This is a genomic window from Cyanobium sp. Cruz-8D1, from assembly GCF_024345975.1.
GTDB lineage: Bacteria > Cyanobacteriota > Cyanobacteriia > PCC-6307 > Cyanobiaceae > Cyanobium.
Window position 1 is genome coordinate 95,301 of sequence record NZ_JAGQCD010000009.1, and the last position, 12,918, is coordinate 108,218.

Below are 12,918 nucleotides of genomic sequence, written 5' to 3' on the forward strand. Positions count from 1 at the left end.
CGGCCCCTGGCCAGGTGGATCTTCGCGGGGCTGGCATTGGCTGTTGGCCTCGGATCAGGGCCGCTGGCGGGCCAGCCCCTGCCGGCGGCCAGCAGCGGGGACCTGCGGCGCCTCGAGCGCCGCTGCAACGAGCTGGATCGCCAGATCCGAGCCCTTGAAGAGCTGCTGCCAGCGGAGTCGGAACCTCTCAAAGGCGGCGCACCGGCCAACCCATCGCTGCCACCGCACAACACCACGCCCCTGCCACCGCTGGCGCTACCGGAGGGCGGCAACCTGCGCGAAGACCAGCCCCAAGCCCTCAGCCTGGAGCAGACCCTGGCCATCGGCTTCGCCAACAGCCCCAGCCTGCAGGCCCGCCGCGAGGAGGTGGCGGCGGGCCTGGCCGAGTTGCAAAGCCAGATGGGCACCTACTGGCCGCGGATCTCGGCCTATGCCGCCGGTGGCACCGACCAGGAGAGCACCAGCTTCTTTTCCCCCACCGGCTCGGGAACCCTGTTCGCACCCAGCAACCCGTTCTTCATCCCACCCGGCGGCAGGGCTTCCTTGAACACCAACGCCAATGCGTTGGCCACAGGCCTGCAGCTGCGTTATGAGCTGCTGGATTTCGCCCGCACGCCGAAGGCGCGAGCCGCCCTGGCGAGCCTGCTCAGCAGCCGGCTGGCCCACGCCGATGCCCTGCGACGGCTGCAGCTGACCCTGAGCGAGAGCTACTACCAGCTGCAGCGGGCCGACCAACTCGTGCGCATCCGCCAGGCCGTGGTGGGCAACGACCTGCTGATCCTGCAGGAGAGCCTGGATCTCAAACAGGCGGGGCTGGTTCCCCGGCTGGATGTGCTGCGGCGGCAGGCGATCAAAGCGGACGACCAGGAACAGCTGATCGCCGCCCTGGCGGACCAGGGTCGCTGTTCGCCAGCGCAGGGGCCAGTGCCAGCAATGCCAACAGCTGGAATGTGGGGGGTCGCCGATGGCGGCTGCTGCGGCGCCACTGTCGCCACCTCCCAGAACACTGACGGCAGCGACTGGTCGGTGGGCCTGGCGGTGAGCTGGCTGCTCTTCGACGCCGGGACCACCCGGGGCCAGGAGCGAGCCCTCGCCCGCCGAGGGGCGGCCGTGGCCCAGCAATATGCCGCCCAGCGCAACGACATCCGGCTACGGATCGAGCAGGCCTTCTTCGGCCATGAAGCCAGCCTGGCGCGGTTGGTGGCCGCCCGGCGCGGCGTGGCGGCGAGTCTGGAGGCCTTCCGTGATGCCCGCCGGCGCTACCAGGCGGGTCTGAGCAGCGAGCTGGATCTCTCCAACACCCAGGTGCGCCTGATCTGCAGCCTCGTGCAACGTCTTGAGGCCACCGTGAACGTGAACGTCACCTACGCCCAGCTGCTGCCCATGCCCACCGATCCGGGCGCGCCGGTTCCGGCCCGCCTGCAGTTGGAGCCATGACGCCTCCCCCTGCAGCGCTCGGCGACGTCCAGCCTGACGGGAGCCTGCGCCGGGGCCAGGTGCTCGCCCTGCTGCTGGCCGCGCTGCCACTGGTGCTGCTGCTGCAGCCCTACCAGTGGCTTTCGGCCCTGGGCTTCCGCCTCCAGCGGGCCTGGCCCCTGGGCGAACAAGGGGGCATCCCCGCTAGGAGCCTGCTGCTGGTGTTCACCGGCACGGCGCTGCTGACCCTTCTGGCGAACGGCCCCCTGAAGGGCAGCAGGGGGGGCGGCCTCACTGGGGTGCTGGCCCTGCAGCTGGAGCAGGTGCAGCAGGGTCCGGCCCGTTCCGCGGCCCTGGCCTCGTTGGATCTGAAGCGCCAGCTAACCCGCCTGCCGCTGTTGCTGCTCACCCATGGCGCCAGCCTCACGGTGGGCCTGGAATCCCCTTCGGCCTCCCTGGGGGCGAGCCTGCTGCTGGCGCTGCGAGCCAGGCTGGCCCCCCTCAAGCGGCTGCCCCTGCCGGTACTGCTGGCGATCGGTGCCGGAGCCGGCCTGGGCATCGCCTTCAACTCCGTCCTGCTGGGGGTCACCTACGCCGTCGAAGAGTTGTGTCGCCGGCGCTCGGCCGCCCTGATCAACGGCACCCTGCTGACCACGGGCCTGGGGGTGGTGATCGGGGCCGCCACGGGCCTGTGGCAGAGCACGGCCGAGGCGGCCCCCGCCCACCACGCCGGAGTCTCCCTGCTGGTGGGCGGGGGAGGCCACCTGATCGCGCCGGCCCTGCTGCTGACCCTGGCGGCGGGTTGGCTGGGCGGGGTGTTCACCTCCTGCACCGCCTGGATGGCCAGCCGCTGGAGCCACTGGCTCTCTAGGCCCGTCGGCCCGGGGGGGTCGGCCAACTTCAGGCCCCTGGTCTGGGCCCTGGGGGCTGCCCTGGTGATCAGCCTGGCGGCTGTCGCCAGCGACGGCTGGAGTCTCAACGACGGCCAGTTGCTGATCCTGCGCATGGCCTACGGCGAGGAACGTCCAGGCCTGGAGGTTCTGCCCTGGCGCCTGCTGGCCTCGGTGTTGAGCATCGCCATCGGCGCCCCCGGCGGTGTCATGCACGACGCCATGTCCCTGGGTGCCCTGCTGGCGGGGCCCCTGATCGGCGATCTACCGCCCCTGGAACGGCAGCTGCTGGTGTGGACCGGAGCGACAGCCCTGTTCAGCGGCGCCTGCCGCACGCCCCTGTTCTGCGCCCTGTTCGTGGCCCAGATCGCCGGCAACGTCGCCCTGGTGCCTGTTCTGCTGCTGGTGGCCGCCCTGGCGGCGCCGATCGGTCGCTGGGTGGGGGCGGACAGCTGGAATGAGGTGCAGTTGGAACGCTGGCTTGAAACCCACGGTACCGGCCCAGTTGAAAAGAGAAAGCAGACTGAGTCCTCAGGCTTCCACCATTTCCTTATGCGGCTGAATAGCTGAAGTCTCAGCGACAGGACAAGAGCCGAAGGAGCACGGGGGAAACACGCTAATGTTGGCAACAGGTTTTACGCTCTTATAGGCTGTCAGTCCGTCGTTGGCCAGACCAGACGCCTCACGTCACGCATCGCTCGCCACCCAAGCGGGCCTTTCCAAGCTGGTTTCGGCCCCTCCAGATTTTCACCATTGTCCAGCCCCATGCATCCAAGAGAGATCCATTGAAATCACCCGAGACTCCTGAAGACGACACGCTCCGCCTCGCCAAGCTTCGATCACTCCGCATCCTGGACTCTGGAGCGGATGTGCGTTTCGATCGGCTCACACAGATGGCACGGCGCATCTTCAACGTGCCGATTTCCATGATCCGCTTGGTGGATGAAAACCGTCAGTGGTTCCAATCCCTTGATGGCCTGACGGTCTCAGGATCTGCCAGCAGCGTTGCCTTCTACGGCCATACGATTAATGCCTCCGATGTATTCATCATTGAGGATGCGCTTGAGGATGAGCGGTTTGCTGATCATGCGCTTGTCGTGAACGATCCACACATTCGCTTCTACGCTGGATGCCCCCTGGTTCTTGATCATCACAAACTCGGCATCCTCTGCATCGCCGACCAATCGCCAAGATCTCTGGACCAGGAGCAAATCGAAACTCTCAAGAACTTGGCGAGCCTGGTGGTGCAGGAATTTGCGGCTATCCTCCTCGCCACTAAGGACGAGCTCACCGGCCTTGAAAACAGACGCGGCTTCCTCGCTCTTGCCCAGCAAAGTCTTCAGCTCTGCACGCGGCAGGGCTTACCCGTCTCCCTGCTCAGTCTCGACCTCGGTGATTTCAAGCTGAACCGCTGCCTCCAGGACCCGCAGGACTGGAATCAAAACCTCGTCACATTTGCAGAGCTTTTGCAGCATGTATGCCGCGATTCCGATGTCGTTGCCAGGCTGGGATGTGATGAGTTCGTGGTGTTGCTGATCAATTCCACCAGGGAGCAATCAGAGAATGTCATCCTACGCATCAAGAAAGCACTGATGCACGAAAATAATTTGGCCGGCAATCTGCACGACGTCAATTTCTGTTATGGAATCACGGCCTATCAACCCGAAAGGCATGAAACCATCGCCGAGCTACTCGCCGATGGTGACACGTTGATGCATGAGATCAAGCAACTGCGCCGTCTGGCGCTGTAGTCCTCAGGCAGCGGTTCAGCGCCAGCCGCCGCTGCGGCAGCTGAAGGGAGGGAGGGAGGGAGGGAGGGAGTTCGTCCATAGCTTTCAGGACATCGTCAGGTGCGCGGACCGTCGTCGCTGCCGGTGGCCCTCCCACAGCACAGCAGAAACACGATGGCGGCGGCAGGCGATCACTCCAGACGGGAGGGAATCCAGCGCTCCATCCTGTAGCCCAGAATCACCAGCAGGACCACCTCACTGACCAGCCAGGGAACTTCCTGGCGCAGCAGGGGATTGCGGATCTGCCACCAGCCCGATCGCTCATGGCCGTGGCCCGCTCTGGCGCAGTGAGGGGCGGTCCCAAAGGCGATCGATGCGCAGCGTGCGGTAGCCGCCGGTGAGGGAGCGCAGCCCTGGAATCACGTAGGTAATCGGCGTGCACCATTCCACGTAGGCATGGGCGGCGATCGTGAGGCCTTCCCGCACAGGGAAGACGCCGCTGCCGCCCGAAAGGGTCCAGCGGTAGCCGTCCCGGCTGGTGGGATCCCGCTCCAGCTCAATCTCCGTGCGCATCACCGGACCCCGCTTGAGCAGGTCATGGGCCAGCTGGGGGTTGCCGATGGTGGTGGAGATGTCCTCCTCCGTGGCCGGCAAGGCCAGAACCTGGGTCACCTTGCCCATGATGCCGCCAAACCGGCCCCGCTGGTCCCAGAGGGGCACCACCTCCACCGGCAGACCCGCCGGCAGACGCCGGGCATCGGCAGGGGCGAAATAGGCCACGGCCCGCAGGATCGGCGCCCGCACACCGGTGCTGGCCGTAGCCCGGCCCAGGGTGCCCAGGCGCTGCCCGGTCGCAACCGTCTGGCCCTGGATCACCTGCAGATCCAGCACCGTGCCGTCACGGTCGACCAGCACCTGGCCGTCATAAGCCAGGCGGGCCTCGGTGACACGGATCTGGCGGCGCATGTCGTCGATCTGATAATGGCGGCGCAAGGCCTGGGTCTGGATGTCGAGCTTGACCTGCTCGTAGCGGGTCAGCAGCGCCTTCTCCTGGATCCTGACCGCATCGAGATTGACGCTGGTGCTGGTCAGACCCTGCTCAGCGGCCCCCACCTCGGAGGCCAGGGGGGCCACCACCTCCCGCTGGCTCAGCCAGCGCAGGTTGCGCACCTTTTCCGCGTAAGTAGCCGCCAGCTCCTCATAGCGGCGCCGATCCTGGGCCAGCTTGGCCAGGGAGGTGTCGACGCTGAGCATCTCGCTGGCCAACCGCAGGCCATCCCGGCGGTCAAGTTCCCGGTTGTCGCGCTCCAGCTGGGCCAGGTTGCCGCGTTGCTGCTGCAGCTGACGATCGAGCACCGGCAGGTACAGCTCCATCAGCACCTGCCCCTTGCGCACCATCTGCCCCACGGCCACCCGCAGGCGCCGCACCTGACCACCGGCGCGGGCATCGAGCAGGCCGGCGGTGTCGGGGTAAAGCAACACCCCCTACCCCATCACCTCTGTGGGCACGGGCCAGAACAGCACCCACAGCCCCAGGCCACCCGGCCACCAGGCAGGCCCCCACCTGGCCCCGATCACCCAGGCCCCGCCAACGGCGGCGCAAGCCAGCGGCCGGCCGAAGGGGCGGCGCTGCACCGGTCGGGGGAGCGGACATAGCCATCGCCCGCCAGCACGCTGGATGGGGGCCCGCCTGTCAGCCCGCCAGGACGCCCAATCCGGCCAGGGCCGAGCCATCGGCCACACCAGCGATCACATCGGCCAGCAATGGAGCGAGCACCGGCACCTGGGCGAAGGCACCGCCAAACCCACTGAACACCCACAGGCCCGCCGCCCCCGGCAGCGAGCCCACCAGGGGAAGCCCGCCACTGCAGAACGCCACCGGCACCTGCCGGTAGGGGCCTGGCAGGGCGGCCAGCAGCGGGTCGAGTCCGGCCAGTCCCTGGCGCAGTCGCCCTTCCATAGCCGCCGCTTCCGGTGGCTCGCCAACCTGCAGGCCCGGCCGCACCAGGCTGATCTGGCCCAGCAGCAACCCTGCGCCCCAGGGGGCGCAACCGGCATCGACGATCCAGCGCTCCTCCCCCAGCCCCGGCGCCGCCCCTTCCAGAGCTGGACGCTGCCAGTGGCGCGGCTGCACGAGGCGGCGCCGCATGGCGTGCCGCCACCAGGGGCTGGCGGACGGAGAGGGAAGGGTCGGGCGCGCCGGCAGGGCCAGCACCCCGGCCCAGCTGACCCGGTGACGGTCCGGCAAGGCGGGGGCGAGGGCGCGGCAACCGGCCCCGGCCGCCAGCACCACCTGCTCCGCCAGCAGGGGGCCTCCGGGCTCCAGCTGCAGCTGCCAGCCAGCGGCCAGCGGCCGTGGTGGGGCCAGGACCCGCGCCCGTCGCAGCTCCACCCCAGCGGCCGCCAGCACCCGCGGCAGGGCGGCCATCAGCAGGCTGCTGTCCACCTGGGCGAAGGGGGGGCGCAGCAGGGACGTGTCCCAGCCGCCGCCATGGAGGCGCAGACCGCAACCCCGCCAGCCGAGAAAACCATGCCGGCCCTGCAGCCGTCGCCAGCGCTCAGGGGCCTGGCGCAGCAGCGGACCGAGACGGCCGGGGGCCCCAGCCCACCAAGCCACGCCGCCATAACTGAGCGCCGTGGCCGAGACCTCGCCCGCATCGACAAGGGTCACCGGCAGGCCCCGCTCCACCAGCTCCAGAGCCAGCAGGCTGCCCGCCAGGCCGCCCCCCACGATGGTCAGCCGGCCAGGGGCGGACACCCCTAGATCTGCAGGGTGAAGGAACCGATCACCACGGCAAACAGATCCTTGACCTTGTTCCAACGGGCTTCGTTGGTGCTGGCGGCGAAGGTGTAAAGCCGGCCGCGGTCCACCACCACGGTGGCGAGCTCGTGGCGGTCCCGGTCGGCCAGATGGACCGTGTACTCAAGGTCGTAGTACGTGCGGCCGCCCTGTTCGCGCTCGTGGGCTTCCACCAGTTCGGCGTCACGGCCACTGCCTTCCGGTGAGATGACGCTGCGGCGCAGGGTCTCGCCCACCTCAACGGCACTGCCCAGCTGGCTGAGATCCCGGTCGGGGGTGACCTCGGACACCACCAGGCTGAGGGTTTCGTCGCTGTTGATCAGGTCGTGGAAGACCACCTGGGGGCCATTGCTGACCTGCACCCGGGTCCAGCCGGTGGGGTACAGGAAGGCATAGCGGCCATCCGGGCTCTGAAAGGAATTCAGACCCGCGGCTGCGGCGCTGCAACCCACCAGCATCAGGCTCAGCAGCAGGGCCCCGACCAGGGAGCCGCCCCAGCGTCGGCGCCCAGTGGCGGCAGGTGGAAGGGGCTGGTGGGTGGCAGGAAAACCCATGGCACGGGGCGGGGCAGGGGAGCTGGCAAGAGCCGCCGCCATCCTCACCCGGCGCCCCGCCCCGCGCGAGCGGGCCGCCTAGATTCACACCAGCTGCAGTCGGTTCGCTGAGCGGTTTCACCCGACCCCTGGCCAGGCTGATCGACCAGTTCGAGCGCCTGCCGGGCATCGGGCCCCGCACGGCCCAGCGGCTGGCCCTGCACCTGCTGCGCCAGCCGGAGGAGCAGATCCGCAGCTTCGCCGACGCCCTGCTGGCGGCCCGCAGCCAGGTGGGGCAGTGCCGGAGCTGTTTCCACCTTTCGGCCGAGGAGTTCTGCGAGATCTGCCGCAACGAGGAGCGTCGCAACGGGCAGATCTGCGTGGTGTCCGACTCCCGCGACCTGCTGGCGATGGAACGCAGCCGCGAATTCCATGGGCACTACCACGTGCTGGGCGGACTGATCTCGCCGATGGATGGAATCGGGCCGGAACTGTTGCAGATCCAGCCGCTGGTGGAGCGGGTCGACCGGGAGGGGGTCATCGAGGTGATCCTCGCCCTGACCCCGAGCGTGGAGGGCGACACCACCAGCCTTTACCTGGCCAGGCTGCTCAAGCCCTTCACCAGCGTCACCCGCCTCGCCTATGGACTGCCAGTCGGTGGCGAGCTGGAGTACGCCGACGAGGTGACCCTGGCGCGGGCCTTTGAAGGGCGCCGCCGGATGGAATGACGTGCTCGCAGGGGGGCCAACAAAGCCAGGCCTTCGATCTGTTGGCCACCTTCGTCAACGCCTCTGAGGCACCGAAGCCGTCGCCATAGCTGCCGAGCGCAGGCACCCTGCCGCACTTCAGCCAACGATGGCGAGACCCCATCGACCTGACCGTCCTGACCAGTGGCCTGCAGCTGCTGATCGCCCTGCTGGGGCAGTCGTCCGCCATGGGCCTGCCTCTCTGCCTGGTCACCTGGCTGATCCTTGCCATCGTGATGGCCCTCAGCCATCCCGCCATGGATCTGCTGGCCGGGCACCATGCCAGCGGCCCAGGGTCCTGTTGCCGCCGCCCTGCTTCCGGGGGGGCTTGCGGGGCTTCAGGCAGGTCTTCCTCTGCCCTTCCCTGGCCAGTGGCCTGCTGGTGCTTGGGGCCGTTATCGGCAGCGGCTCGTTGTCGCCAGATCACTGCTGAGCGATGTTCGTCCCCAGCCGAACCGGGCCCTGGCCGGGGAACGCCAGTTGTCGCTGCTCCCCCTGGCGGAGGTCTGCCAGCGGCAGCGACTTCAGGTCCTGTTCGTGGAACTCGACCGGGACGGCAACGGCAGCCTCAGCGTGGCCGACCTGGCCGAAGGTCTGGAGCAGCGACCAGCTGGAACGCGGCACCAGAGCACGTCTCCCCTGCCCCTGGCGGTGCCGGTGGTGGATCCAGACGAGTTCGCCGAACTGATGCTGCGGCTGCGCCGTCTGCAGGAGGGCCGGGAGCGGCTGCTCACCTACCTGCAACCCGTGGATGCCGACGGCAATGACCCGATGGAACCCGCCGAACTTGACCGGCTGCTGGGCAGCGTCGGACACCCCCGGCTCCATGCCCAGGAAGGCCAGCCTCTGTTCGGCTCAGAGGGCCGTGGCCTGAGCTGGGGAGACTTCGTCGACCGACTCCTGCCGACCTGAGGAAGCGGGCCTCGCAGGGAGATCACTGGCGGCGGCGAAGCCCCTATTGTCTGGTTCAGCCGGCCGGAATTGCCGTTCGGAGCACTCAGCGCGCGGTTGCCCTGACAGCGATGCGACCCACCAGCCGCTACAGCACCATCCCCCCCGTCGAGCGACTGCCGGAGTGGATCCGGCGCCCCCTCGGTGAGGCCTCGGCCACCGAACGGGTCCAGGGGGTGGTCCGGGAGCAGCGGCTGCACACCATCTGCGAGGAGGGGCGCTGCCCCAATCGGGGCGAGTGCTACGCCGCCGGCACGGCCACCTTCCTGCTGGGCGGGCCCATCTGCACCCGTAGCTGCGCCTTCTGCCAGGTGGATAAAGGCAGGGCACCGCTGCCCCTCGACGGGGGTGAAGCGGAGAGGGTGGCGGAGGCGGTGCAGGTGCTCGGCCTGCGCTACGTGGTGCTCACCGCCGTGGCCCGCGACGACCTGGACGACCACGGGACCAGCCTGTTCACCGCCGCCATGGCAGCGATCCGGCGCCGCGATCCGCAAGTGCTGATCGAGGTGCTCACCCCCGATTTCTGGGGCGGCCATGCCGACCCCGACCAGGGCCGCCGGGCCCAGCGGCAGCGACTGGCCGCGGTGTTGGCCGCCGCGCCGGTGTGCTTCAACCACAACCTGGAGACGGTGCAACGCCTGCAGGGGGAGGTGCGCCGCGGCGCCACCTACGGCCGCTCCCTGGAGCTGCTGGCCATGGCCCGGGAACTGGCGCCGGAGATCCCCACCAAATCCGGCCTGATGCTGGGGCTCGGCGAAACCGCCGCGGAGGTGGTGGCCACCCTGGAACACCTGCGGGCCGCCGGCTGTCAACGACTCACCCTGGGCCAGTACCTGCGCCCCTCCCTGGCCCACATCCCCGTGGCCCGCTACTGGAGACCGGAGGAATTCGAGGAGCTGGGCGCCATCGCCAGTGGCATGGGCTTCGCCCAGGTGCGCAGCGGTCCCCTGGTGCGCAGCAGCTACCACGCCGCCGTGGAGTAGCCGCAACGGCCTGAGTGACGCTCTCAGAGACGCAACTGGAACGCCTCCCGGCGGTGGAAGTCGGGCTCAGCCCCCGGATGGGACAGGGCCCAGTAGCTCAGCCGCCCGCTGCGCTCTTCGATCACGCTGGTGATCCCCACCTGCAGAGGCGCCTCCTCAGCGAGCCCCTGTGGCAGCAACAGATCCAGGTGCAGCGTCAACTCGGCAGCGTCGCGGACGACGCGATGCGGCGGCAGGTCGTAGCCGGGCTCGGGCGTCAGACCATCGCGGTAGTCCTCCAGTCGGTAGAGGTTCCAGTGGCCGGCCGGGGACAGATTGAGTTCCCAGTAGGGCCTCTCCCCCTCGACACCCCAGAGGCACTCGAAACAGGTCGTGGACCAGAGGCCATCCCGGCGCACAGGTGCCACGACCGGCGCCGGCAGATGCACCGCCTCGATCGCTCCTCCCAGCCGCAAACGCAGCAGAAGCCGCGAGCCCTCTCGGCTGATCTCGCCCCCCAGCTGAAGAGCCGGCGACGCTGTGCCGTCATCAAAGGGGCACAGCTCGAAGCGCTGGGAAACGGACGCCACCACCATCAGCAGCCAGGGGCGAGATCGGCCCTGAGCTCAGCGATCAGGTCCTGGATCTGAATCTCCTGGGCCTCGATGCTCTCGGTGAGCCGGAATTGCACCAGGGCGCGTTGCAGGTTGTGGCCCGGCTGGTCCGTTCTGAAATAAACGTTACCTGCCAGATGATCGGTCAAGAACCGCAGGCCGAGCTCGAAGCTGATCAGGCGCACAGCCGCATAGAGGTGGTCATAGTCGGCAGCGGTGAGAAACCCTGAGGCGGCGGCCAGATAACCGCTGAGCACCTCGCGGCAGAGGTCGATATCAAAGGAGACGGCCTCCAGATCCGCCGTTTCCTCCCCCAGGGGATTGCAACAGGACCGCAGGCAGTCGCCGATGTCGTAGTGAATCAATCCTGGCTTTACCGTATCGAGATCCACCAGGGCGCAGGCCCGGCCGGAGCAGGCCTCCATCATCACGTTGTTGACCTTGGGATCGCCGTGGATGGGGCGAAGGCGCAGTTGGCCGCTGTCCCTGGCCGCCTCCAGCACCGACGCAAAGTCCCGGCGCTCGTCCACAAAGGCCAGGCAGTGCAGCACCTCGTTCACCACCGCAGCCGGCGCCTTGGCCAGCACCGCGTCGTAGTGCTCGAGATACCGGGGTGTGATGTGAAAACCCTCCAGGGTGTCGGCCAGCCCGGCCGGGGGCAGGTCACTGATCAGATGGTGGAAAACACCCAGCCCGAAGCCCACCTCCCTGGCCTGCGCAGCGCTGGCCACCACATCGAAGCTCCGGGAGGATTCGATGAAGGTGATCAGGCGCCAGAAGGCACCGTCCCGTTCCACCCAGGGCCGCTGGTCGCCGCGGCAGCGCACCACCCGGGGAACCTCCCAGCGTCGTTCCCCCAGGGGGGAGCCGCCCTGAGCCAGGCGCCGATCGACATGCTCCCCGAGGGCGAGAATGTTGGCCATCACCAGATCGGGCCGGGGGAACACCCTGCGGTTCAGGCGCTGCAGGACGAACCTCCGCTCGGGCGGGCCGTCACAGACAACGACGAAGCTCTCGTTGACGTTGCCACTACCCAGGGGTTCGAGGCTGCGGATCCGGCCGGGAAGATCGAATGCCTCGGCGATGGAGACCAGGGCGGCGTCGGATTCCCCCAGGGTCATGGGCCGCTCACCGGTGGCGCAGGTGCGGATGATCGCATGCCGGCCCCGCATCCCTGCAGGAGGGTGAGCACCTGCCGGTCGCTGAGCTGCTCGAAGTTCTCGTACCACGACCCCACGGCCTGCAGGTCGCTGACGACGGCCAGGGCCTCCATGCGGTCCACCAGGCGGCCCAGTTCCCCGGCGACCTCCCGATCCACCACCGGCACCGCCAGGGCCAGGGAGGCCGGGCCCACCCGGCGCAGGGACAGCAGCGCCGCCTTCACCGTCATGCCGGTGGCGATGCCGTCGTCCACCACGATCAGGTGCCGGCCGCGCAGCTGATCGCCGGGTGGGTCCCCGAAAAGGCGCTGCCGCCGTTGCAGTTCCAGCTCCTGGTCCCGCAGCCAGCCGTGCTCCGTTGCCGTGGTGGCCCGCTGCCGGCCCCTCGCCCCGTTGCGCCAGAGCACCACCCCGCCGGCGGCGACGGCCCCGATCGCCAGCTCGGGCCAGCGGGGATCGGCGACCTTGCGCACCGACCAACTCACCAGGGGCAACGCGAGCCGCGACGCCATCGCGGCCGCCACCGGCACCCCGCCCCGGGGCAGGGCCACCAGGGTGGTGTCGCCGCCGTGACCCCGGCGATCGGCGAAGGCATCGGCCAGGGCCATCCCCGCCTGGTGGCGATGGGTCCAGAGGGGAGCGCGGGGCACCATGGCGACAGGGACGGCGGAACGGATCAGGCGAGGGCTTCAGTCCTGGCCCCGGCCAGGTGGCAGAGGAACCAGTCGCGGGCCAGGTGGGCGGCCTGCTCCAGGGCACCGGACTCCTCGAACAGGTGGGGCAGGCCACCAGAGCCGCAGCAGCGCCGGTGCTGGCGGCCCACCCAGTCGATGGCCCCGATCAGGCGCCGGCCCAGCAGGGCGATGTCGAAGCGCAGGGAGCAATCGAGCGCATCGGTCCTCTCCTCGGGGGCGGTGAGCAGATCGAACAGGAGCGTGGCCAACCCTGCGTCCACCAGAATGCTGGCCACGTAGCGGTTGCGGCGGCTGCTGCCGCTGCCATGGGCGAACAGCACCAGACCCGCGGCCGGGTCCGGCAGGGTCAGGACACCGTCCAGCGCCGCGCCGTTCAACGCCACCCTGACCTCCCGCTGAATGGTCGTGCTGCCGCTCACGG

The 12,918-nt window shown here is 68.9% G+C and carries 13 protein-coding genes; 6 read left to right on the forward strand and 7 right to left on the reverse strand.

Annotated elements, in window-relative coordinates; all coding sequences use genetic code 11:
• The first annotated feature begins 36 nt into the window (after positions 1 to 36).
• From KBZ33_RS07950 to KBZ33_RS07960, 3 genes are all read left to right on the forward strand, one after another.
• A complete protein-coding gene (locus KBZ33_RS07950) occupies positions 37 to 1,437 on the forward strand; it encodes a TolC family protein (protein ID WP_254952028.1) in 1,401 nt (466 codons plus the stop codon).
• Positions 1,434 to 2,876 (forward strand): chloride channel protein, encoded by a 1,443-nt coding sequence (locus KBZ33_RS07955; RefSeq protein ID WP_254952030.1) that lies wholly within the window; start codon positions 1,434 to 1,436, stop codon positions 2,874 to 2,876. Before KBZ33_RS07950 ends, KBZ33_RS07955 begins: the two co-directional genes overlap by 4 nt.
• A 215-nt stretch (positions 2,877 to 3,091) precedes the next feature.
• Positions 3,092 to 4,057: a sensor domain-containing diguanylate cyclase gene (locus KBZ33_RS07960; RefSeq protein WP_254952032.1), complete on the forward strand. Its 966-nt coding sequence runs from the start codon at positions 3,092 to 3,094 to the stop codon at positions 4,055 to 4,057.
• 300 nt (positions 4,058 to 4,357) lie between these two features.
• Here KBZ33_RS07960 and KBZ33_RS07965 read toward each other — a convergent pair whose 3' ends face one another.
• The 3 genes from KBZ33_RS07965 to psbP form a co-directional block, all read right to left on the reverse strand.
• Positions 4,358 to 5,518 carry an NHLP bacteriocin system secretion protein gene (locus KBZ33_RS07965; RefSeq protein WP_315859166.1) on the reverse strand — a complete coding sequence of 387 codons (1,161 nt, stop codon included), beginning with the start codon at positions 5,516 to 5,518 and terminating at the stop codon, positions 4,358 to 4,360.
• Between the two features lie 211 nt (positions 5,519 to 5,729).
• A complete protein-coding gene (locus KBZ33_RS07970; RefSeq protein WP_254952034.1) occupies positions 5,730 to 6,794 on the reverse strand; it encodes an FAD-binding oxidoreductase in 1,065 nt (354 codons plus the stop codon).
• Between the two features lie 2 nt (positions 6,795 to 6,796).
• The gene (gene psbP, locus KBZ33_RS07975) at positions 6,797 to 7,294 is read right to left on the reverse strand and encodes a photosystem II reaction center PsbP (protein ID WP_094584211.1); all 498 of its coding nucleotides are present in this window, start codon (positions 7,292 to 7,294) and stop codon (positions 6,797 to 6,799) included.
• 233 nt (positions 7,295 to 7,527) lie between these two features.
• On the opposite strand from psbP, the gene recR reads away from it, so the two are divergent.
• The 3 genes from recR to lipA all read left to right on the forward strand — a co-directional run bounded on the left by recR (position 7,528) and on the right by lipA (position 10,049).
• Entirely contained in the window at positions 7,528 to 8,097 is a 570-nt protein-coding gene (gene recR, locus KBZ33_RS07980; protein ID WP_396108183.1) for a recombination mediator RecR, read from the forward strand.
• Between the two features lie 498 nt (positions 8,098 to 8,595).
• A complete protein-coding gene (locus tag KBZ33_RS07985) occupies positions 8,596 to 9,027 on the forward strand; it encodes a hypothetical protein (protein ID WP_254952035.1) in 432 nt (143 codons plus the stop codon).
• 110 nt (positions 9,028 to 9,137) lie between these two features.
• A complete protein-coding gene (gene lipA / locus KBZ33_RS07990) occupies positions 9,138 to 10,049 on the forward strand; it encodes a lipoyl synthase (protein ID WP_254952036.1) in 912 nt (303 codons plus the stop codon).
• Positions 10,050 to 10,072: 23 nt separating this feature from the next.
• Here lipA and KBZ33_RS07995 read toward each other — a convergent pair whose 3' ends face one another.
• The 4 genes from KBZ33_RS07995 to KBZ33_RS08010 are packed head-to-tail and all read right to left on the reverse strand — an operon-like array spanning position 10,073 to position 12,916.
• Entirely contained in the window at positions 10,073 to 10,618 is a 546-nt protein-coding gene (locus KBZ33_RS07995) for a DOMON-like domain-containing protein (protein ID WP_254952038.1), read from the reverse strand.
• Between the two features lie 5 nt (positions 10,619 to 10,623).
• Entirely contained in the window at positions 10,624 to 11,814 is a 1,191-nt protein-coding gene (locus KBZ33_RS08000) for a phosphotransferase enzyme family protein (RefSeq protein WP_254952075.1), read from the reverse strand.
• Entirely contained in the window at positions 11,760 to 12,455 is a 696-nt protein-coding gene (locus tag KBZ33_RS08005) for a phosphoribosyltransferase (protein WP_254952040.1), read from the reverse strand. The genes KBZ33_RS08000 and KBZ33_RS08005 overlap by 55 nt, the downstream gene beginning before the upstream one ends.
• 23 nt (positions 12,456 to 12,478) lie before the next feature.
• Positions 12,479 to 12,916 carry a hypothetical protein gene (locus KBZ33_RS08010; RefSeq protein ID WP_254952080.1) on the reverse strand — a complete coding sequence of 146 codons (438 nt, stop codon included), beginning with the start codon at positions 12,914 to 12,916 and terminating at the stop codon, positions 12,479 to 12,481.
• Between the last annotated feature and the right edge of the window lie 2 nt (positions 12,917 to 12,918).